Source organism: Clostridium thailandense, assembly GCF_019207025.1.
In the GTDB taxonomy this organism is placed as follows: Bacteria; Bacillota; Clostridia; order Clostridiales; family Clostridiaceae; genus Clostridium_AM; species Clostridium_AM thailandense.
On record NZ_JAEEGC010000021.1, the window covers coordinates 1 to 21,148 of the forward strand.

Here is a 21,148-nt window from a genome sequence, read left to right on the forward strand (position 1 = left end):
GGCTGTTACACTATAGAGAACCACACCAGACACTTAACTTATACGCAGGGATATATTTACATTCTGGAAGACACATTTAAATACTTTTCATACAAGTCTTAGCTTTTTCAAAAATATGTGCTTTAGACTTGTCAAAAGTATTTATCGTGCTGGAAGAATGTAAATATATCCCGGAGCATAAGTTAAGTGTCGGTCGTATTTATATATAAGTGCAACATCCCTTTTATTATAAATATCTTAATCTCTTAATTCTTCTATATTTACAACTTTTATTTTTACATCAACCATATCTTCATCGGCCATGCCTTGCATTAAAGAAGGATTCATCATTTGATGCTGCATTCCTGCAGTTGGAGGGACCATGTCCATCATTGGATAGTGCATTTCTTCTGTCGTAGGAACCATATCCATTGGTTGATGCATTCCCTCTATTGGTGAAGTCATATTCATCATTGGATGCTTCATCCCCTCCATTGGTGAAGTCATATCCATCATCGGATGCTTCATCCCTTCCATTGGTAAAGTCATATCCATCATTGGATACTGCATCCCTTCCATTGGTGAAGTCATATCCATCATTGGCTGATGCATCCCTTCCATTGGTGAAGTCATATCCATCATTGGACATTGCATTCCATACATTGGTAAAGCCATATCCATCATCGGATACTGCATTCCTTCTAATGGTAGAACCATGTCCATCATTGGTGGCATGTTCTCCATATAAATCATAGGACATACCATTGGCGGCACCATCATTTCCATTGGATGTTCCATTTTAGGCATATACATATGATTTTTTTTGTCATGCCTACTTCGATGCTGCTCATCAAAACTATGTTCTATAGGACAACCTTCCATAGCGTTCATATCATATAATCTATGCTGCATCATAGGTTCCATGCACATATAGCACATCATAGGACACTGATAATTCATATCTGTTTTACAGTTGTTTTTTCTTGTATCCACTAAATTTCCTCCTAAATAACATACATCAATATATTATATGTGGACACGTCACTTTTGTTTACAAAAATCTACTTGCCTTTCAAGTTATTAATCATTGACCACATCTCATCACCAGTTTGTAACGCTTTAGATCCCATTCCAAACGCCCTTTGCGCTACTATCATATCTGTTAACTCTTTTCCAATATCTACATTAGATTGCTCAACAAATCCTTGACGTATACTAACATTGTTTGATACATTCATTTGTCCGCCTTGCTTTAACACATAAAGATTTTGTCCTATGGAACTCAATGAATCCTGGCTTATTGGATTATAAATATTCATTTTACCATAGTAAACACTGTCAGCCTTGTTATCTACATATATCTCTCCGTTTTCTTTTACGGTAAAATTGTTATTAGTAAGTACTACTGGTGAGCCGTCTGCATTTTGACCTTGATCTGTAACGTCTATATCAATTTTATTTCCGTTTTTATCTACAAGCGTACCACTGTTATCCAGATTAAAGCTTCCTGCTCTTTCATATGCTTTACTTCCATCTGTCAATGTAACCCTAAAATATCCATCTCCATCTATAGCAAAATCCGTTTTTACATCAGTTTCTTTCAATGTACCCTGAGTAGTATCTCTTATCCATGCTCCTGCTTTAACACCAGTACCATTTAATATATTATTTTTACTATCATTAGTAGGATATCCTGTTCTCTTTACACTTTCATATACCAAATCTTGAAAACTAACATCCTCACCTTTATATCCTGTTGTATTCACATTTGCAATATTATTAGAAATACTATCTAACTTCTGCTGTTCAGCATTCATAGCACTTCTTCCATTCCATATTACTCTTAATGTCATAACTTTTCTCCTTTCATACAGTAATTCATAAAATAAAAATTTTGCAGTTCAAAATTTTTATCTTGCACTTCCTACCTCATTTACTGCTTTATTTAAAGTTTCATCTAAGGATTGTATAATTTTTTGATTTGTTTCAAAACTTCTCATAGTAGTAATCATATTAGCCATTTCATTTATTACATTTACATTAGACTTTTCTAATGAATTTTGCCTTACAACTGCATTATTGGGAGCCGCGTTATCACCTTGATAAAGGTTATCTCCAACCTTTTTTAGGCTGCTGTAATTATTAAAATCTGCTGTATACAATTTATACATTGGAGTTCCATTAAGGCTTATATTTCCTGAAGCATCACATTCAAACTTTTCCGCCCCAATGTTTATTGGTCCTAACTGTCCCGTCTGCAGATTTCTGCCTAAAACTGTATCTCCTGAATCATCAACAAGGGTTCCATTCATATTTACATGAAAATGACCATCTCTTGTGTAGTATTGTCCATTACTAACCCCATCATTTCTCTGTACAGCAAAAAATCCTCTACCTTCTATAGCAAAATCCGTAGGTTTTTCTGTATTCTGTATCATTCCTTGAGTAAAATCTGTATTTATGGAGTCTACTTTACTTCCTAAACTCAACGTTCCTATTTCATTCCTTACATTTTTTCCGCCAACTACTTTATCATAATTTTGCAGCATTACATCATCGAATCTTGTTATAGCTAAGTTATCTTCTTTATAACCTACTGTATTTGCATTTGCTAAATTATTGGTTACTACATCCTGCTTTGCTTCCTGCGTTATCATTCCTGATATTGCAGTATAAAGTCCTCTTATCATTTGCTCACTCCCTTATCATTTACAACTTTAACTTCGTCGGGATATATCATCCCCATAGATCTGGCTTTATCTTCCACCTGGCTTTTACTTAGCTGATAGTTAATCTTAGCTCCTGTCATGGTGGTTGTAGCTATAACAATTCCAACACCTATGCCTATTAGAATTTTTCTATCACTAAAAAACTCTAATACTTGCTTTATTTTATATATAATTCCTTTATTAATAGTACTTCCCCCTTACCTACACCTATCTTTTCAGCTATTTCATCCACCGATAACCCTTCATCTAAAAACTTACTTATTTCTTCTACCTTCACACTGTTGTGTCCTGATTTTTGTTGTCTATTAACTTCCTCTGTTTCAATATTTTCATTTCTAATAACATCATAATTAATGTCATTAATTATATTTTCGTACTCTATTACCTTATTGTTTAGTGTATTATTTATAAATTCCTCATCTTTATATATTTCTTCATTATTTCTATTATTATCTTCTTGATTTTCACGTGTTAATTTTAGTTCTATCTCAGCCTTTAACTCTTGAATTTCATTTTGCAATTCCAATACTGTTTCAGCAAATTCTTTTCTTAGTTTACCTATTTCTAATTCATAATCCTTAATATTACTCTCGCTGCTATTTAAGATATTATTAAAAGAATTCTTTTCTTTTCTAATAGTGTTAATATTTATAGCAATTAGAAGTATACCTATTAGTAAAAGTCCAACTGCAGTCATAAATTCCTCCTATCTATAATAAACAGCTTTAAAATTAATTTTAAAGCTGTTTATTTATGATACTATTTCATATATTTTAATTTCACCAAAGCTTTTCTCAAATGAACTATTGCTCTGCTGTGAAGTTGACAAACTCTAGATTCTGAAACATTTAATACATACCCAATCTCTTTTAAAGTAAGTCCATCATAATAATAAAGTGATAAAACAGTTCTATCTTTTTCACTTAACAGCTCTATTCCTTTAGCTAAATACTCTAATTCTTCTTTTTCCTCAAGACTTTTCTCCGGGCTTGGACTCTTAGTGTCTTCAATAGTTCCTATAAGCGGAATGTCATCCTCATCCGAAAATATTAAATCTTCTAGGGATACAATAGATATATAATTAATATAATTTTCAATTTCCATCATTTCTTTTAAACTGATTTTAAGTTCCTGTGCTATTTCTGCATCCGATGGCTCTCTTCCAAACTGCTTTTGAAGCCTTTCTATTGCATCATTATATCTATTAAGTTTATCCATGGCACCTTTAGATATAGGACTATTTTTTCTTAATTCATCTATCATTGCTCCTTTCACTCTTATAGATGCATAGGTAGAAAATTTCATTCCTCTTGTGTCATCAAACTTGTTTATTGCATCCATAAGTCCAAGCATTCCATAGCTTACAAGGTCTTCATATTCTATGTACTTTGTTTTTCCTATTATCACTCTCGATGCTATGTATTTAACCAGTGGTATATACTTCTTAACCAGTTCTTCTTTTATATCCAGGCCATCAACTAGCGACATGAAGCTACTCCCCCTTTGCTCCATTTTTCATTTGCTCCCTCATAATCTTGAAAACCAGCCCTACTATTTCTTCTCTGGTTTTCCTATCTAAATCTACAAAACTTAGACCATAAATAATTTTAGGGTTTTTGTTATCATTCTCTACTCTAACTACTTTACATTTTATTGCTAGGTTTTCATTTTCAATAGGAAGATTAACCATTAATAGATTTCCTAACTCAACTTTTTTATCAAGATTTCTGTCTAAAGCTATTCTCATGCCTCCACCACTTATATCAAGAGTATATGCATCAAAACATTCAACTTGGTTATTCATTATATTTTCAATTTTTCTACTGACTTCTAATAAAACGCAGTACACATTTATCATAACTTGAACTCTTACAAAGTTTCTCCTTTGATACATTACTACTTTGTCTGGTCTTCCCAGCATTATAATTAAAAGTTTATCTACTTTTCTGCCTATAACTACAGTCTCAAATTTATATATGTCTTTATTAATATAGTAAATTCCTGTAACTCTTTCACCTTTTCTAAGTGGCACATATTTTCCATTATTCACAGGTATACTTATTCCAATGTATTCATCTGTTATATCTTGAATATTACTTTTATATACTCCATCTTCCATTTCTATTTCTATTTTTTGATTTATTAGAAATTCTACCTTGTTCTTCATTAAAACCTACCCCTTATGAAAAAATATTAAAAATCTTTTTGAAAAAATCTTGAACTCCATTTCCTTTCTTTTCCACTTCCAAACCTATAATCTTACTTGCTATATAATCTATATCCCTAGCCACGTCGGAATTAGGGTAGCTGATTAGAAAAGGCTGCTGCTTACGTACCGCTTGTATAAGCTTTTTATCATCTGTCAATTGTCCCAAGTATTGTAGTTCAACATTTAAAAATTTTTTTACAGCACTATTAAATTTATTAAATGTGTTCTCACCCTCATTTGCATCCATAACTCTATTTACTATAACCTTTGCATCTTGTCTTATTTTAAAATGACTTACAGCCTTAAGCAAACTATACGCATCAGTAAGTGATGTAGGTTCTGGCGTAGTTATTAATATCAATTCTTCACAACAAGAAATAAATCCAAGTACATCTCTATTGACGCCAGCACCAGTATCCATAATGATATAGTCCAAATCCTCTAAATATGACAACTTATCTAAAAAATCATCTCTTTGCTTATCAGTCATCTGCTCTATCCTAGAAATTCCTGTTCCTCCTGGAAGAAGTTTTACTCCAAAAGGTCCTTCAACCAGTACATCCTCTATCTTTTTTCCCCCAAAGATTACATCATATACGTTATATTTAGGTAGAAATCCCATGAGTACATCATCGTTACCTAAGCCCATATCTGCATCAAATATCAATACTTTTTTTCCAATCTTCTGAAGGGCTATAGACAAATTTACCACAAAATTACTTTTACCTACCCCACCTTTACCAGAAGTAACAGTAATTATTCTAGGTTTTGATATATTTTCTTTTGGCTCAACATTGTTATCTTTTTCTTCAATATTGTCTTTTTTCTGCTGTTCTACCAGTTGTCTCAATTTCTGGGCTTGATCTAGCATATTATATCCTCTCCTAGTATAAGTTTAGTTAGCTCCTCAGAAGTCATTGTTTTTATGTCATCGGGTACATTTTGTCCTGTAGTAATAAAGCTTATAGGTTTCTTTGCTCTATCAAGTATATTTAATATAGATCCATATGTAGTTGTTTCATCCAATTTAGTAATAACGACATTATTATAATTCAGTGCCTTATAACCGGCAACTATGCTATCAATGTCCTTACTTTTTGTGGTACAGCTTATAACCAAATGTATATTATCTGTTTTTACTCTATCTATAAAGGCTCTAAGTTCTGAAATCTGCATTGTATTTTTACTACTTCTTCCTGTAGTATCAACAAGAACAATATCACAATCTGTCATATTTTCAAGAGCGGACTGCATATCCTTAATTGTAAATACTACATTAAAAGGTATATTCATTATATCAGCATAAGTTTTTAGTTGTTCAACAGCTCCAATTCTATAAGTATCAATAGTTATAAGACCAACTTTTTTATTTTCAACTAGTGAAAATCTTCCTGCAAGCTTAGCTATAGTTGTAGTTTTCCCAACTCCTGTAGGACCTACTAATACTAGAACATTATTCATTTCATTAGAAGCTACCTTAATCATATCATTTACTACTTCTTTAAGCTTTTCTTCCTCTGGTTTTTCCTCATCAATTGCCTGCATCTTTTTTGCTATCTTATCTGCAATCTTGCTATCAACATCGTTTTCTTCAAGCTTTAATTGAATATTACTCTTTTGTATATTTCCGGAAACTTGTCCATTCATCATATCCTTAAGCATATTTCTCATTTCTTGTACTTCTTTTGCAAGACTTTCACTGTTTGAAGATTCATAGTCTCTCTTTTTATATACATCTTTTTCATATGTACTTTTATATTCTTCATCAGCTTTTGTCTTCATAATCTTTTTTATTGCTTCAATGCCTTCTTTCATGTTTTCTTTACTACTACTTTTATTATTGTCTATTGCAGCAGTAACTTCAAGCATTTTTTTTGAAAATAATCCTAGAAAGCCACCTTTTCTAATTTTCCTTTGACTTACTATTATTGCATCTTTTCCTAGTTCATATCTTATGCGAGTTAATGCTTCATTCATGTTATTTACTGTATATTTCTTTATAATCATTGTACAGAAACCACTCCCTCAGTTTTTATCTCAATATCATTAGGTATTTCATTAAGCGACAATACATTCACCGCTGGAAAAACCATCTCAATTAATCTTCTAAATGCCGGCCTTACCTTTGGTGATACTAAAACTACTGGTTGATTTTCATAGAAATATACTGAATCTAAAGTATTTTTTAAGGAACCCAATATTCTTCCTGTAGTATCAGGATCTATAGCTGGGAAGGACCCCTGCATAGATTTTTGTATATTATTACTTATTAAATCTTCAATTTGTGGATCTAATGTAATCACCGAAATAGCTCCATTTTCATCTACCATAGGATTACATATGCTTCTTCCGAGAGCAAACCTTACATATTCAGTCAAAACTTCAATATCTTTTGTTGCTCTAGAGTTATCAGCTAAAGATTCCATTATAGTTACCATATCTTTTATAGGAACCCTTTCTCTTAAAAGATTCTGAAGTACCTTTTGCAGCTCTCCTATAGTCAAAAGATCTGGTATAAGTTCTTCAACAACGGTGCTGTATTTTTCCTTCACAGAGTCCACAATAAGTTTAACTTCTTGCCTTCCAAGTAACTCATAGCAGTGGTTCTTTATAGTTTCTGTTAAGTGAGTAACCATAACAGTAGTTGGGTCAACTACTGTTAAACCTTTTATTTCTGCTTCTTCTCTCTGGTCTTTATTTATCCAAATAGCAGGCAGTCCAAAAGATGGCTCCACAGTTGTAATACCTTGAATCTCACTTTCTCCATTTGTAGGATCCATGCATAACAACATATTAGGCATAAGCTCTCCCTTTGCTATTACTGTTCCCCTTATTTTTATAACATACTCATTAGTTTTCAGCTGAAGATTATCTCTTATTCTAATTGGCTGTACCACTATTCCCATCTCAATAGCGCATTGTCTTCTTACCGAGGTTATTCTCTGCAGTAAATCTCCTCCCGAAACTTCATCTGCCAGTGGAATAAGTCCATATCCTATTTCCACTTCCATTGGTTCAACGGAAATTAAACTCATAACATTTTCTGGTTCTTTATTCTCTATTTCAGTTATTTCCTGTTGTTCCATTTCAATTTGTTCTATAACCTTTTCTTTTTCATCTTTAAATAGCAAATATGCTGATATACCACAAGCTATTGCTAAAATAGCGAATGCCATATGAGGAAGTCCTGGTATTATAGCCAAGAATAAAAGTACTACAGCTGCTATTGCTATAACCTTCGGAAACCCAGTTAACTGTCTTGCCGCAAGGCTTCCAAAATTTTCATCATTTCCTGAACGAGTAACTAATATACCCGAAGCCGTAGATATTAAAAGTGCAGGTATCTGTGTTACAAGCCCATCACCTATAGTAAGTCTAGTATAGGTTTGTGCCGCTGTACTAGCATCCATATTTAACATCACAACACCTATTATAATACCTCCAACAATGTTTATCCCAGTAATTATAATACCTGCTATTGCATCCCCTTTAATAAACTTAGATGCACCATCCATTGCTCCGTAAAAGTCTGCTTCCTGCTGCAAATTCTTTCTTCTCTGTCTTGCACCCATTTCATCAATCATTCCTGCATTTAAATCTGCATCTATACTCATTTGTTTACCAGGCATAGCATCAAGAGTAAATCTTGCAGATACTTCTGATACTCTGCCAGCACCGTTTGTAATTACTATAAATTGTATAATTACAATAATTAGAAATATTATTATACCAACAACATAATTTCCTCCAACAACAAAGCTACCAAAAGACTCTATTACTTTTCCTGCATAAGCATCCTTCAATATTAACCTTGCAGAAGATATATTAAGTGCAAGTCTAAATAGTGTTGTTATAAGTAGTAAAGTTGGAAATACAGAAAACTGAAGCACTTCAGTAGTAAACATGGTTAAAAGTATAATCACTACCGACACTGTTATGTTAAAGGATATAAGTATGTCTAATACCTCTGCTGGAAGTGGTATTATAATCATAAGTACTATTGATATAACCACAAACGCCATTACTATATCTATATTATTTTTTAAGCTAAACCCTTTTCTGTTATTTTCCAAAATATCACCCCGTATGACAATTGACAGTTGACAATGGACAATGGACAATCAAGGTAGATTTTCCAACCCAAGGAGGAAAATTTTCATTAATTGTCAATTCTCAATCCTCAATTCTCAATTAGTATTTACTTTTTATTATTAATCTTAAAAACAATTGCTAATATCTCTGCTACTGCTTGATACATTTCAGCAGGAATTTCATCATCTATCTCTACTTCTTCATACATTAATCTAGCTAAAGGTTTATTTTCAATTATAGGAACTTCATTGTTCTTTGCTATTTGTTTAATTTTTATTGCTACATGATCAGCCCCTTTTGCCACTACAGTAGGTGCATTTTGTCCTTTTTCATAACTTAAAGCTATTGCTATATGTGTTGGATTTGTTACAACTACAGTAGCCTTAGGCACTTCCTGCATCATTCTTTTCATAGCCATTTCTCTTTGCTTTTGTTTAATCTTACCTTTTATTTGAGGGTCTCCTTCATCCTGCTTGTACTCTTCTTTTATTTCCTGCTTTGACATTCTAAGATCTTTATTAAATTGAAATCTTTGATATAAATAATCTATAATTGCTATAATAATCATTATTATCGTTATTCTAAAAAAGATTCCTATGGCTAAGTTGCCTACTGCCGCCATTACTCCTGCCGGATTTAAATCTCCAAGAGTAAGTATATATGTATAATTGCTTATTACATATTTAACTCCTACATAACCTATTACAATAATTATTGCAGAATCTTTGAGTAGTTCCATTAGACTTCTCATTGAAAACATTCTTTTAAAACCATTTATTGGGTTTAACTTTGAGAAGTCCGGCTTTAATGGTTCTCCAGTAATTAATCCACCTGTTTGTAAAAAATTAACAAGTATTCCTATCAACATAATAGGTACAACTATTGGTAAAAAAATTATTGCTACCCTCCATACTGTTATAATTGTAATCTTTTGTATACTCTCATAGGTTAAAGCCATTGTTATATAGTTATTTAAAAAAGTAACCATGGTATTCTTCATCTCATTTTCAGCATATCCACCAATCGATAAAAGAGTAATAGTAATGGCCAGTAATGTAAATGCTAATCCTATTTCTTTACTTTTAGGTATCTGACCTTTTTTTCTAGCTTCACTCTTTTTTTTCGGAGTTGCCTCTTCAGTTTTGTCATCAGATGCGAATATTATAAGTATAGGGATAGTTTTATAAAATCCTTTTATTGCATCAGGTATCCCATAAAAAGAATTTTCTATTATTCTCAAAAATATAGGAAGCGCAAAACAAAATGCTCCAAGCCCTACAAGGATTTTTATTGGCATTCCAAGTATCATTATATTTAACTGGGGAACAGTTCTTGCAATTAGACCCATAGTTAAATCAGTTATAAAAATTATAAGTACTATTGGTATAGCTATTTTTAGTCCTATAGCAAAATATTCAATGAATGCCTTTATAATTATATTTATCGAACTTTGCCCTAAGAAAAATTGCCCTACTTTTATAACCTTAAAACTATCTATTAATGTTCTTATAAGCATATGATGTCCATCTACTGTAAAAAAGACTACAACACTAAACCAATATAATAAATGCTCCATCAAAGTTGTATTACTGCCTGATGTAGGATCAAACATTGTCATCATAGAAAATCCTACATTAAAATCAATCAAGTTCCCTGCAACCCTTACACTAATAAAACATAAATTTGTTATGAATCCTAGAGTAAGTCCTGCTACAGCTTCGTTAAAGCAGTTAATTATAAAGGGCATATTATTAGTTATAGTGCTTATTCCTGAATAATCTATCCCAGGTATAAGTATATAGGCTATAACTAAAGTTAGGCCTACTTTAACAGTACTCGGAGTTCCATTTGGAAAAAATACAGGGACTATAAGAAAAAAACAAAACATTCTAATAGTTATTAGTATTAAAGCTGTAAAGTATAGCGTATCTATCAAAACTTTCACCTGTCCTCTAAAAAATGCTTCGCATTTTTTTATGCTACTGCGTAATATGTGCTATATATGTAAATATTCTTGTAGTAAAACTTACAAGTTGGTGGAGCATCCAACTTCCTGTAATAAGCCCTATTAGAGCTCCAGCTAAAATTTTAGGTACAAAAGTTAAAGTTTGCTCCTGTATTTGGGTTGTGGCTTGTAATATACTTATTATAAGTCCAACTACTATTGAAACTAAAAGAATAGGCGCTGACACTATAAGTCCTGTTTGTATGGCATCTTTTATAATGCCCATTACCATATTTTCACTCACTTAGCTCACCTCATGAAAAACTAATAATTAAAGATTTAACTAGTAGATACCATCCATCCACCATTACAAACAGTAATAGTTTAAAAGGTAGTGACACCATTACTGGTGGAAGCATCATCATTCCCATAGACATAAGTACACTTCCTACAACTAAATCTATTATCATAAATGGTATATATAGCAAAAATCCTATTTGAAAGGCTGTCTTAAGTTCACTTATCATAAAGGCTGGAATTACAACATAAAGAGGTGCATTATCTTTTGTCACCTTATAGTTTAACTTTGCTTCATCAATAAATAACTTAAAATCCTTTTGTCTTGTCTGCTTAAGCATAAACTCTCTTAAAGGCTTGGCCCCTTCTTCTATAGCTTGTTCCTGGGTTATTTTATTTTCCATAAAAGGTTGTATTGCATTAGTATTTATTTTGGTATAAACTGGCTGCATTATAAATACAGTTAAAAACAAAGCTAGTCCAATCATCACCTGATTAGGTGGTGACTGCTGAGTCCCCATAGCAGTCCTTAAAAAACCTAAAACTATTACAATTCTTACAAAACTAGTCATCATCATAATAATAGATGGAAGTAGTGTAAGTATTGTAAGCATTATAAGAAGTTTTATATTTCCTACATACTGCTGTGGAGTATTAGCATTATCCACAGAAATATTTATCTTAGGTATTGGAAAGGCTTCTGGTGCTGCGTGAACTTTTGCTGCAATAAATACTACACTAATAAAAACTAAGACTGCTGCTAAAATTTTGCTGTTTTTTTTATTCATTTCTATCTTCCTTTTTAAATTTAAGTTTTTCACAAAGGTTTTTAACTGGAATTTTTTCTTGAAACTTCTTTAATCCTGTTTTTTCATAAAAGTCTTTTAAATTTTCATATTGAGGTAAAACCTTTGAAGCTTCAACCTCGATTAATTCTCCTTCTAAAAGTTCAGATATTACTTCTATCTTTCCACTTGAAGACGCCACAACATACCCTTTTTGCCCTATTTTTACAACTAAAAGACTATTTTCTTTAGAAATAGGCGCCCTTTCTAGAATTTTTATATATTTTCCTTTTTGGATATCCTGCAGCTTACTTCCGCCATATTTCATTGACACATATATTAAAATTAATATAAAACCAAGAGCCATTACTGTTCTTAAAATTTCTGAACCAAACTGCAAATCCATCAACCTTCTCCATTTCTTATATAAAATACACTGTTTATTGCACAAGTAAATTATCAAAATAAATGTTATTTAGTTGTCCTTTCGTAAGATTTGTATTTATTCTTTGAATAAGTTCCATTTTTATATTATCCATTCCCTTAGCGGACATATCAGCTGCTTTTTTTGTTCTTAAAACACTTATAATTGCATCTCTTAATATAGGTTTTTTCTCCTCTAATTCAGTATCAAGCTTTTTATTATCATATCCTAAAGAAATTTTCACCTTTAAATATCTCTTTCCATCCTCATCTGCAAGGTTAACCAAAAACTCATCCAGATCATAAGTTTTGGCTGAAACTACCTGTTGAAGGTAACTTGTATTTTGAGCTACTTGTTGCCCTTGAGCTGTCATTTGCTGCTGTGGTATGACTGCTTTATTAGTAGTGTTTTCCTTTGAAGCAAAAAATTTGTTGTAACCAAAATATCCACCAGCACCTAAAATAGCAACTGCGACAATTCCTATTATTATAAATTTTAATTTACCACCACTTTTTTTTTCTTTCTTCTTCTCCATAATGTCTATCTTCCTTTCACTTATATAGCTTATTCCCATTCTAGTTAAAGTTTACACCTTACTTTAATCTAATCCAAATATGTATCTTATAATTAAGAAAGAAGTCTGCTTCCTGCCTAATTTAATATTCATTCTCAAGTACTTATAATATAAAATTTATAAGTTACTTTATTTTAAATCTCCAATAAATATTCTTCTTTTATATTGCACTACTTTTTTTATAATTTCATCATTTGATTCTTTTACAAGATATTTATGACCATTAGTTAATGTAATAACACTTTCTGGTATTTGTTCTAGCTTTTCAATATGATCTGAATTAATAACATATTCCTTTCCATCTAAGCCAGTAATGTTTATCATAATTTTCCCCTTTTCTATTACTTAATTGGTGATTAAAGAATAATACGACATATTATTTTTTAGAGGACAATTGACAGAGGACAGAGGACAGTGAAGGTGAGTTTTCTTCCTTACGTCTGAAAACTAATTTATTTTTTTAGGCTTGTTTTGCTAATGCAAAACATCACTAAATCTATATAAATTAAAGATTTTTCGTAGTTTAGCGGAGAAAACTCCTCTTTCACTGTCCTCTGTCAATTGTCCTCTGTCCTCTAATAAAAATATTGCTTCACATTTTCTTATTCAACGAATATATCTATTAACCGTTAACTATTTTACTATCTCTTTAAGTTAACTAAATCCTGAAGAATTTCATCTCCTGTTGATATTATTTTTCCATTTGCCTGGAAAGCCCTACTTGCTATAATCATATCTGTAAACTGTTCTGCTAGGTCAACATTAGACATCTCAAGACATCCTTGAATAACATCTCCATAACCGCCACTGTTGTCCTCAGTTGTATCACCAGCAATACTTCTTAACAGTGGATCTCCAGAATTGGCAGATGATGAATATAGATTTTTACCATCTTTCTTAAGTCCAGCTTCATTACTAAAAGATGCCATTGCTATTTGCCCTAGTGCTGCAGAGGCTCCATTTGCTAAAACAGCATTTATAATACCATCCTTACCAACTGAAAATGATTGAACTTTCACAGGAGTACCTCCATTTATTGTTACACTATCTGGTATAACTAATGGAACTAGTGCTCCAGTAGAACCTGGATCCATATCAGCACCATTTTGTGCATTAGGATTTGTTATATCTACTGTATGAGCTGTTTTAACATCTGTAGCGTAAGTTATTGCTACATTAGTATTAGCATAACCATAAACTCTTAAACCATCAGATGTTAAAAGGTTTCCCTGAGTATCTAACGTGAAAGATCCATCTCTTGTAAACTGAGACGTAACACCGTCACCAGCCATCTTATGAGTTGCTGGGTCTGGTATAGTAATTACGTTACCAGAAGTAGCAGCACTATCAGTAGGTAAACCACCAGTTCCTACTACAAAATATCCCGTTCCATCTATAGCAAAATCTAAATTTCTACTTGTCGGCTGCATGCTTCCTTGAGATGTGGTTGTATCTATACCCGCCAGCTGTACACCAAGACCTACTTGCTTACCATTAACTCCTCCTGTAGTATTAGTAGCTTGTGATGCCTGAGATACACTCTGGCTTATCATATCCTCAAATCTTGCCCTTTGACTTTTAAATGCAGTTGTACTTGAGTTAGCTATGTTATTTCCTACTACGTCTAATTTTCTTTGATTAGCTTTTAAACCACTAATTCCTGAATACAACGATGGTAACATATATTTTTACCTCCAAAATTTTATTTTAATTATTTTTATACTCTTTGCTTCACTCGATCCGCAAAGTACAGCCCCCGTATTGGTCCAGCTGTTTTACAAAATTACTACACTATCTACATTAGTAAAGACATTTCCTTTACTGCTTTCTTTATCTACTGCTGTAATTATTGTCCTATTTTTTATAGAAGTTATAAGTGCAGTATCTTTATACAATATCAATGATTCTTTTGAACCTTTTTCTTCCGCCTTATTTATTCCTTCATTTATGCTTTTCATATCAGCTTCATTAAAACTTATGTTTCTCTGTTTTAATCTTTCTGCTGCATGATTGGATATAACAAAACTTTCATTATTATTAATTTTTTTGTTAAGTATGTCCTCAAAAGAACCAGTATTCTTATTGCCTTTATTTTTTTCTACTTTATTATAGGCTGGAAAATCTCCAACAAGGTGCAGCTTACCATTTATAACCCTATATCCCATAATATCACTCTTTCTAACATACCTTTATTTTACTTTAGCTACCTTATCAAAAGAAAAATCCTTAGTTTCAGTATCTGATGTTTGAACACTTATCTTTATACCGCTAGTGTCTCTTAATATCTCCTTTACTATTCCAGTATAATTATTACCTTCACTATCCTTCTCATCTAACTCTACAGTTTTTCCTATTAAAGCAGCTGCGTTTAAAAGATCACTATTAGTACCTGCTGTTGTTGTATTATTGCCTTTTATTGAAGCTACATCATCTAAGTCAAAATCTTCTACATCATCAACAGTATTTCCACTACTATCTTTCTTTGTTCCAACCGAAACACTAATCTTTACAGCACTACCACTTTTTGCTACACTTTCTACCACACCACTATATGCTTTTCCATCTGAATCAGCTTTATTTAATGTGACGGTTTGTCCTATAAGATTGTTTGCCCCTGATAGCCTCATGGTGCTATTCAAATTAGCCATTTGCTCAAGGCTTGTAAATTGTGCCATCTGCGATACATATTCAGTACCATCTTTGCTGTTTTCAGGATCCTGATTGGATAACTCTGCTGAGAGTATCTTTAGAAAAGCGTCTTTATCCATGTCTTCCCCTGCTTTTACTATTTTTGTACCTCTTGTGGTCTCAGTCGCATTAACATCAATACTACTGCTAACTGTACTTGCCATCTTTTTTCCTCCTTTATTTTTTTATAAAACTTATTTTTGTAAACTCTGAGACGTAATCACTGAATAAGCGATCATCTGAAAATCAGCACTCTGTGTAAGTGACTATCACCAAATCATAGATTTGGGATATCTACTTAAGATTTTGATGCCTGTTTAAGCCAGTATATTTAAATTACTGTCAACATTTGCTACATTCTCTTCAACATTTTCTCCATCTATAGCTCCAACAGACTGACTCTTCTTACCTTTGTTTTGTTCACTGTTTCTTTGATCCTTTGAACCATCTTTAAAGAAAGTGGTATCATCATTATAAATATTTAGTGCTAAACTATTAATTTTTATATCGCTATTTTGAAGCTTATTATTCATATCCAATAAATTAGAATTTAATAAATTGTAAGCTTCTTTATTTGAAGCTGATATTGTTGCCTTCATAGCTCCTGATTCCATAGTAAGCTTTATAACAACTTCTCCAAGTTCTTTTGGATTTATCTTAACAGTAAGATCCTTCAGGTTATTCATCTCCATATACTTTACTGTTTTTATTAAATCTGCACCAATTGTAGCTTTATTTATAACTACATTCTCTGCACTAGGCATATTAGCATTTTCTACCTTAACATTATTAAACTGTGCCATAAAATTAGTAACCTTTGAAATTTTGTCATTACTGTTATCGGATAAAAGATTTTTCAGGAAATCTTCGTCTGACTTAGAACTGCTATTTTCCATCATTAAGTTTGTATTTTCTGATTTTTTATCAGTTTTAGCTATTACATTTGTTTGACTTTGATTCTGAATGTTTTGTGTTTCAGTTTTTATGTTTTGTGATAAACTCTTCTGATCTTTTTGATTACTACTGCCATCGCTTAATTTGCTTTTTAATATATCTACAAGTTCTGTTTGTGTTTTTCCTGATGTATTGTTAGTATCTAAGTCTTTAACATTATCTTTCAATATATTAGAAAATTCCAATTGCAATTTTTGAAGTATACTATCACCCTTTGAACTTAAAGCTTCTTCAACCTTAGAAGAATCTAACTTACTTGAGGATTGAAGTTCATTAAATAATTTTAATATATCAGAATTTAAACCACTTTTTGTATCTTTTGCTGTATCTACATTGGATAATTCTTGTTCAATACAATTAGATATAACATTGATTAGCTTATCGGCATTTTCTTCAGCAAAATTTTTTATTTTTAAATAATCAGCACTGTTAAACTGCCCATTCATAAGAGTCATAAGAATAGCCAATAGTGAATTCGAATCTCCACTGTCCTTGGTGTTTGCTCCTAAAAGTTTTTTAATTATAGCTTCCTTTAACTCCTTTTCTGACTTTATGGCATTGATTTCATCATCAGACATACCTGCTTCTTTTAAAGCACTCTTTTCTTCTTTTGACAAAGGCTTATTGTCTGTGTCATCAACCTTGTTATTTCTTGTGCTTTTATTATTACTTGAATTATCTTGTATAGTGCTATTTTTATCATTACTTTGATCTGTTTGTCTAGTCTGAGTAGTCTGAGTAGTCTGAGTAGTCTGAGTATCTTGGATGCTTTGAGTGTTTTTAACGCTTTGACTCGTCTTTGCAAATATCTGATTAAAATCATTAGAATCTGAAGATCTTGTATTTAACTTAGTTGAACCAGCAGTTAATGCTTTTAAATACAATGAATTAATCTCCATTTAGTCACCTCCTTTTAAATTTTTGAGATTTCTTATAAAACCATATAGGGCAAATTCATCATTTGCTTTTTGCTCTATTTGATTTTGTTCTTTCAAAAATGCTTCCTTTTGCTTTTCCTTTAAAGTCTCTACAGTTTTTCTTTCTATTTGCTTTTGCTTTAAATCTTCTCTTTTTAATTCAAGTACTTTTTCTTTTTTTGAAAGATCTTCAGTAGTCTCATTTATACTAAGATTTATAGCATTTAGATATACATGCCTTATTTTTTGTTCTATAACAGACTCTTTTTGTGGTGTATTTCTATACTTCTCATAACTTTCCTTTAATCCATTAAGCTTTTCTTCTGCCATTAGTTTCTCGCTTTGAGCCTCTTTAAAATTTCTTTTGCATTCTTCCTCTTTTTGTAATCTTATGTCTAAAAGCTTCTGTAACCTAAATTTATATTGATCCATATATCACACCCCACTTTTTTCAATTTACAATTAATTGAAAATTTTTCTTAATGCATTAATGCTTTCCTGAAAGCTAGAGTGCTCTTTCATACCCTGTTTTAAATATGATATTATTTTGTCGTAATATTCTATTGAAAGGTCTATTTTCTTATTACTTCCTTTAATATAAGCTCCAAGATTTATTAAATCCTCTGAGTTTTTATAAGTTGCCATCAAGTCTCTGGCAAAGGATGCTACCTCTTTGTGTTCATCTTCTGATATTTCAGACATAAGCCTACTTACACTATTTAGAACATCTATAGCAGGATAATGATTTTTAGTAGCTAGCGCACGAGAAAGTACAATATGTCCATCTAATATACCTCGCACTGCATCTGCAATTGGCTCATTAAAATCATCACCATCTACCAGTACTGTATAAAAAGCAGTAATTGATCCCTTATCCGACATTCCTGCACGTTCCATAAGTCTTGGAAGCATTGCAAATACTGAAGGTGTATATCCCTTTGTTGCTGGTGGCTCTCCTATAGCTAGTCCTATTTCTCTTTGGGCCATAGCAAATCTTGTGACAGAATCCATCATTAGTATTACTTTTTTTCCTTTATCTCTAAAGTATTCCGCAATTGCTGTTGCCGTAAAAGCTCCTTTAAGCCTAACTAGAGCTGGTTTATCTGAGGTTGCACATACAATTATGGATTTTTTCATTCCTTCTTCACCTAAGTCCTTTTCAAGAAAGTCTCTAACCTCTCTACCTCTTTCTCCGATTAGCGATATTACATTAACATCTGCCTCTGCATATCTTGCAATCATTCCAAGAGTTGTACTTTTGCCAACACCACTACCTGCAAATATTCCAATTCTTTGTCCCTCACCACAGGTTATAAATCCATCAATTGCACGAATTCCTGTTGGAATGACATTTTTAATTCTTCTTCTCTTCAAAGGATCTGGCGGCTCTGTATCCAAAGGATAAAGAGTACCTCCAAGTGATAACTCTCCTTCTAATGGATTTCCAATTCCATCTAAAACTTTTCCAAACAACTCATCTGAACACTTTATACTTAGAGGTTTTCCTTCTGGAACCACTCTACATCCTGGCGCTATACCTATTAATTCACCTAAAGGCATTAATATTACATTATCATGTTTAAAGCCAACAACTTCACAAGGAATGGCAGTATTCTTTTCATTATAAACTGTGCAAACTTCCCCGACAAAAGATCTTATTCCCTCTACCTCAACAGTAAGTCCTATAACTTTTTTTACAATTCCCTCAGAGTATGTGAAGTTAGTTTCTTCTATTTTTTTATTTAACAAATCAAAGTTTAAGTTAATCATTAATTTACTCCACACTATTAAATATTTCTCTAAGCTTTTCCATAGCTATATCTATACTCACTACTACTTTCCCACTATCTCTTTCTATAATTGCACTGCCCTCTTCTATAGATTCATCTGGTATTACAAATACATCTGCTTTTAAAGGTATTTGCGACTTCCACTGGTCTATATTTCTATCAAATTCTTCACAGTAAATTTTATTGCTTTTTATCACTATACTCTTAGAATTCTTTACTTCTGATAAAGTTTCAAATATTAAGTCATTTAATGCTTCTTTATCTTTTACTTCTCTTCTTAACATATTTTCAACACAATTAAATATTAAGCTTCTTATTTCTATTTCTTTTTCTTGTAAATATCTATCTTTTTCTTCTTCACAACTTCTTAATATATTATCGGCATTATTCTTTATAAGTTCTGCCTCTGCCAATGCTTTATCTATATTACTTTTATAACCATCTTCATAGGCTTTATTAAACCCATCATTATAACCTTTTTCATTCCCCAAATTATATGCTTTCTCATAAGCTTCTTTTTCTAATCTTTCTGCTTCTTGATAAGCAACTGAAAGTATTTCCTCACTTTGCCTTCTAGCATTTTCTATCATATTCTTAGCTAGATTTTCATAGCTATCGATGAAATTTTTAGCGTTAGTTTCACTTTCTTCTTTCTGCTTAATATTTCGTTCAATTTCTTGCTTTTCTTCAAATTCTGTAATTATCTCCTTTGGCTTGTTGCTAATTACGCTGGAACTTTTAATGACCCTATACGATGATTGCATCTTCGCCACCTCTTGATATTACTATTTCTCCTGATTCATCTAATCTTCTTATTACACTTACAATCTTTTGCTGTGACTTTTCTACATCCATAAGTCTTACTGGACCTAAGAATTCTATATCTTCTTTTAGTGCAGCAGCGGCTCTCTTTGATTGGTTTCTATAAATAGCATTTGCAACTTCCTCTGAGCAACCTTTGAGTGCCAACGCAAGTTCTTTAGTTTCAACCTCTCTAAGAACTCTCTGAATAGAAACATCATCAAGAGTAACAATATCTTCGAATATGAACATAGATTCTTTGATTTTTTCAGCAAGTTCTGCATCTTCTTTTTCCAACGATTCAGTAATATTTCTCTCTGTAGTTCTATCAACTTGATTTAATATATCAACAAGAGCCTGAACTCCACCAATTGCCTTCATATCAGATTTAACTACCGAAGACAACTTGTCATCTAAAACTTTTTCAATCTCTTTAACTACTAATGGTGAAGTATTATTCATCGAAGCAATTCTAAAAGCTACTTCTGCTTGAACTTCTTCTGGCAATTCAGATAGTATTTGACCTGATTTATCTGCCTGAAGATAACAAAGTATCAAAGCAATGGTCTGCGGATGCTCATTAGATATAATATTTAAAAGCTGCTGAGCATCCGCCTTTCTAGCAATTGCAAAAGGTCTAAACTGTTGTGTAGCCTCTGTTACTTTATCAAGTATTTCCATTGCTCTTTGATTACCTAATGCCTTTGAAAGTAGATTACGAGCATATTCTATACCACCTTCAGTTAAATAATCCTTAGCCTTGTTTATCTGTATAAACTCATGCAATATTTCCTGTTTCTGATCTGACTTTACAGCGGATATATTGGCAATTTCATAAGTTATTTTTTGTATTTCCGATTCTGGCAATTTTTTTATTATATCTGCAGAAGCTTCCGGACCAAGGGTTATAAATAATATTGCTGCTTTTTGAACTCCTGTTAAGCTAGGTGCTTCTTTTGGCATA

Annotated in this window: 23 protein-coding genes; all 23 read right to left on the minus strand. The window is 32.1% G+C overall.

Translation table 11 applies throughout. The annotated features are described in order from the left end of the window. Positions 1 to 237 precede the first annotated feature (237 nt). The gene (locus I6U48_RS04600; protein ID WP_218319234.1) at positions 238 to 972 is read right to left on the minus strand and encodes a hypothetical protein; all 735 of its coding nucleotides are present in this window, start codon (positions 970 to 972) and stop codon (positions 238 to 240) included. A 68-nt stretch (positions 973 to 1,040) separates the two neighbouring features. Then, positions 1,041 to 1,832: a flagellar hook-basal body complex protein gene (locus tag I6U48_RS04605; RefSeq protein WP_218319235.1), complete on the minus strand. Its 792-nt coding sequence runs from the start codon at positions 1,830 to 1,832 to the stop codon at positions 1,041 to 1,043. A gap of 57 nt (positions 1,833 to 1,889) precedes the next feature. After that, the gene (locus I6U48_RS04610) at positions 1,890 to 2,669 is read right to left on the minus strand and encodes a flagellar basal-body rod protein FlgG (RefSeq protein ID WP_218319236.1); all 780 of its coding nucleotides are present in this window, start codon (positions 2,667 to 2,669) and stop codon (positions 1,890 to 1,892) included. 196 nt (positions 2,670 to 2,865) lie between these two features. Beyond that, positions 2,866 to 3,405 carry a hypothetical protein gene (locus tag I6U48_RS04615; protein WP_218319237.1) on the minus strand — a complete coding sequence of 180 codons (540 nt, stop codon included), beginning with the start codon at positions 3,403 to 3,405 and terminating at the stop codon, positions 2,866 to 2,868. Between the two features lie 62 nt (positions 3,406 to 3,467). Next, on the minus strand, positions 3,468 to 4,196 hold the full coding sequence (locus I6U48_RS04620; protein ID WP_218319238.1) for a FliA/WhiG family RNA polymerase sigma factor: 729 nt from the start codon (positions 4,194 to 4,196) through the stop codon (positions 3,468 to 3,470). A gap of 4 nt (positions 4,197 to 4,200) precedes the next feature. Further along, positions 4,201 to 4,875: a flagellar brake protein gene (locus tag I6U48_RS04625; RefSeq protein ID WP_218319239.1), complete on the minus strand. Its 675-nt coding sequence runs from the start codon at positions 4,873 to 4,875 to the stop codon at positions 4,201 to 4,203. Between the two features lie 13 nt (positions 4,876 to 4,888). Next, positions 4,889 to 5,788: a MinD/ParA family protein gene (locus I6U48_RS04630; protein WP_218319240.1), complete on the minus strand. Its 900-nt coding sequence runs from the start codon at positions 5,786 to 5,788 to the stop codon at positions 4,889 to 4,891. Further along, positions 5,782 to 6,924, minus strand: a complete 1,143-nt coding sequence (gene flhF / locus I6U48_RS04635) for a flagellar biosynthesis GTPase FlhF (RefSeq protein WP_218319241.1) — start codon at positions 6,922 to 6,924, stop codon at positions 5,782 to 5,784. The genes I6U48_RS04630 and flhF overlap by 7 nt, the downstream gene beginning before the upstream one ends. Further along, a complete protein-coding gene (gene flhA, locus I6U48_RS04640) occupies positions 6,921 to 8,939 on the minus strand; it encodes a flagellar biosynthesis protein FlhA (RefSeq protein ID WP_246615208.1) in 2,019 nt (672 codons plus the stop codon). Before flhA ends, flhF begins: the two co-directional genes overlap by 4 nt. A gap of 176 nt (positions 8,940 to 9,115) precedes the next feature. Beyond that, entirely contained in the window at positions 9,116 to 10,945 is a 1,830-nt protein-coding gene (locus I6U48_RS04645; RefSeq protein WP_218319311.1) for a fused FliR family export protein/FlhB family type III secretion system protein, read from the minus strand. A 43-nt stretch (positions 10,946 to 10,988) separates the two neighbouring features. Then, complete coding sequence (gene fliQ / locus I6U48_RS04650) at positions 10,989 to 11,258, minus strand: flagellar biosynthesis protein FliQ (protein ID WP_218319243.1); 270 nt, start codon at positions 11,256 to 11,258, stop codon at positions 10,989 to 10,991. Positions 11,259 to 11,268: 10 nt separating this feature from the next. Next, a complete protein-coding gene (gene fliP / locus I6U48_RS04655; protein WP_218319244.1) occupies positions 11,269 to 12,039 on the minus strand; it encodes a flagellar type III secretion system pore protein FliP in 771 nt (256 codons plus the stop codon). Continuing rightward, positions 12,032 to 12,442 carry a flagellar biosynthetic protein FliO gene (fliO, locus tag I6U48_RS04660; protein WP_218319245.1) on the minus strand — a complete coding sequence of 137 codons (411 nt, stop codon included), beginning with the start codon at positions 12,440 to 12,442 and terminating at the stop codon, positions 12,032 to 12,034. Before fliO ends, fliP begins: the two co-directional genes overlap by 8 nt. 34 nt (positions 12,443 to 12,476) lie before the next feature. Beyond that, positions 12,477 to 12,995 (minus strand): flagellar basal body-associated FliL family protein, encoded by a 519-nt coding sequence (locus I6U48_RS04665; protein ID WP_218319246.1) that lies wholly within the window; start codon positions 12,993 to 12,995, stop codon positions 12,477 to 12,479. Between the two features lie 168 nt (positions 12,996 to 13,163). Continuing rightward, positions 13,164 to 13,358 (minus strand): flagellar FlbD family protein, encoded by a 195-nt coding sequence (locus I6U48_RS04670; protein ID WP_218319247.1) that lies wholly within the window; start codon positions 13,356 to 13,358, stop codon positions 13,164 to 13,166. Between the two features lie 317 nt (positions 13,359 to 13,675). Beyond that, positions 13,676 to 14,716, minus strand: a complete 1,041-nt coding sequence (locus I6U48_RS04675) for a flagellar hook-basal body complex protein (protein WP_218319248.1) — start codon at positions 14,714 to 14,716, stop codon at positions 13,676 to 13,678. Between the two features lie 93 nt (positions 14,717 to 14,809). Beyond that, on the minus strand, positions 14,810 to 15,199 hold the full coding sequence (locus I6U48_RS04680; protein WP_218319249.1) for a TIGR02530 family flagellar biosynthesis protein: 390 nt from the start codon (positions 15,197 to 15,199) through the stop codon (positions 14,810 to 14,812). 24 nt (positions 15,200 to 15,223) lie between these two features. Continuing rightward, positions 15,224 to 15,886 carry a flagellar hook assembly protein FlgD gene (locus I6U48_RS04685; RefSeq protein WP_218319250.1) on the minus strand — a complete coding sequence of 221 codons (663 nt, stop codon included), beginning with the start codon at positions 15,884 to 15,886 and terminating at the stop codon, positions 15,224 to 15,226. A gap of 153 nt (positions 15,887 to 16,039) precedes the next feature. Next, positions 16,040 to 17,575 (minus strand): flagellar hook-length control protein FliK, encoded by a 1,536-nt coding sequence (locus tag I6U48_RS04690; protein WP_218319251.1) that lies wholly within the window; start codon positions 17,573 to 17,575, stop codon positions 16,040 to 16,042. After that, positions 17,576 to 18,025 carry a flagellar export protein FliJ gene (gene fliJ, locus I6U48_RS04695; protein ID WP_218319252.1) on the minus strand — a complete coding sequence of 150 codons (450 nt, stop codon included), beginning with the start codon at positions 18,023 to 18,025 and terminating at the stop codon, positions 17,576 to 17,578. Between the two features lie 30 nt (positions 18,026 to 18,055). Continuing rightward, positions 18,056 to 19,363, minus strand: coding sequence for a flagellar protein export ATPase FliI (fliI, locus tag I6U48_RS04700; protein WP_218319253.1), 1,308 nt, complete (start codon positions 19,361 to 19,363; stop codon positions 18,056 to 18,058). A gap of 4 nt (positions 19,364 to 19,367) precedes the next feature. After that, on the minus strand, positions 19,368 to 20,147 hold the full coding sequence (locus I6U48_RS04705) for a flagellar assembly protein FliH (RefSeq protein WP_218319254.1): 780 nt from the start codon (positions 20,145 to 20,147) through the stop codon (positions 19,368 to 19,370). Continuing rightward, positions 20,131 to 21,147 (minus strand): flagellar motor switch protein FliG, encoded by a 1,017-nt coding sequence (gene fliG / locus I6U48_RS04710; RefSeq protein ID WP_218319255.1) that lies wholly within the window; start codon positions 21,145 to 21,147, stop codon positions 20,131 to 20,133. Before fliG ends, I6U48_RS04705 begins: the two co-directional genes overlap by 17 nt. Position 21,148: the final 1 nt, after the last annotated feature.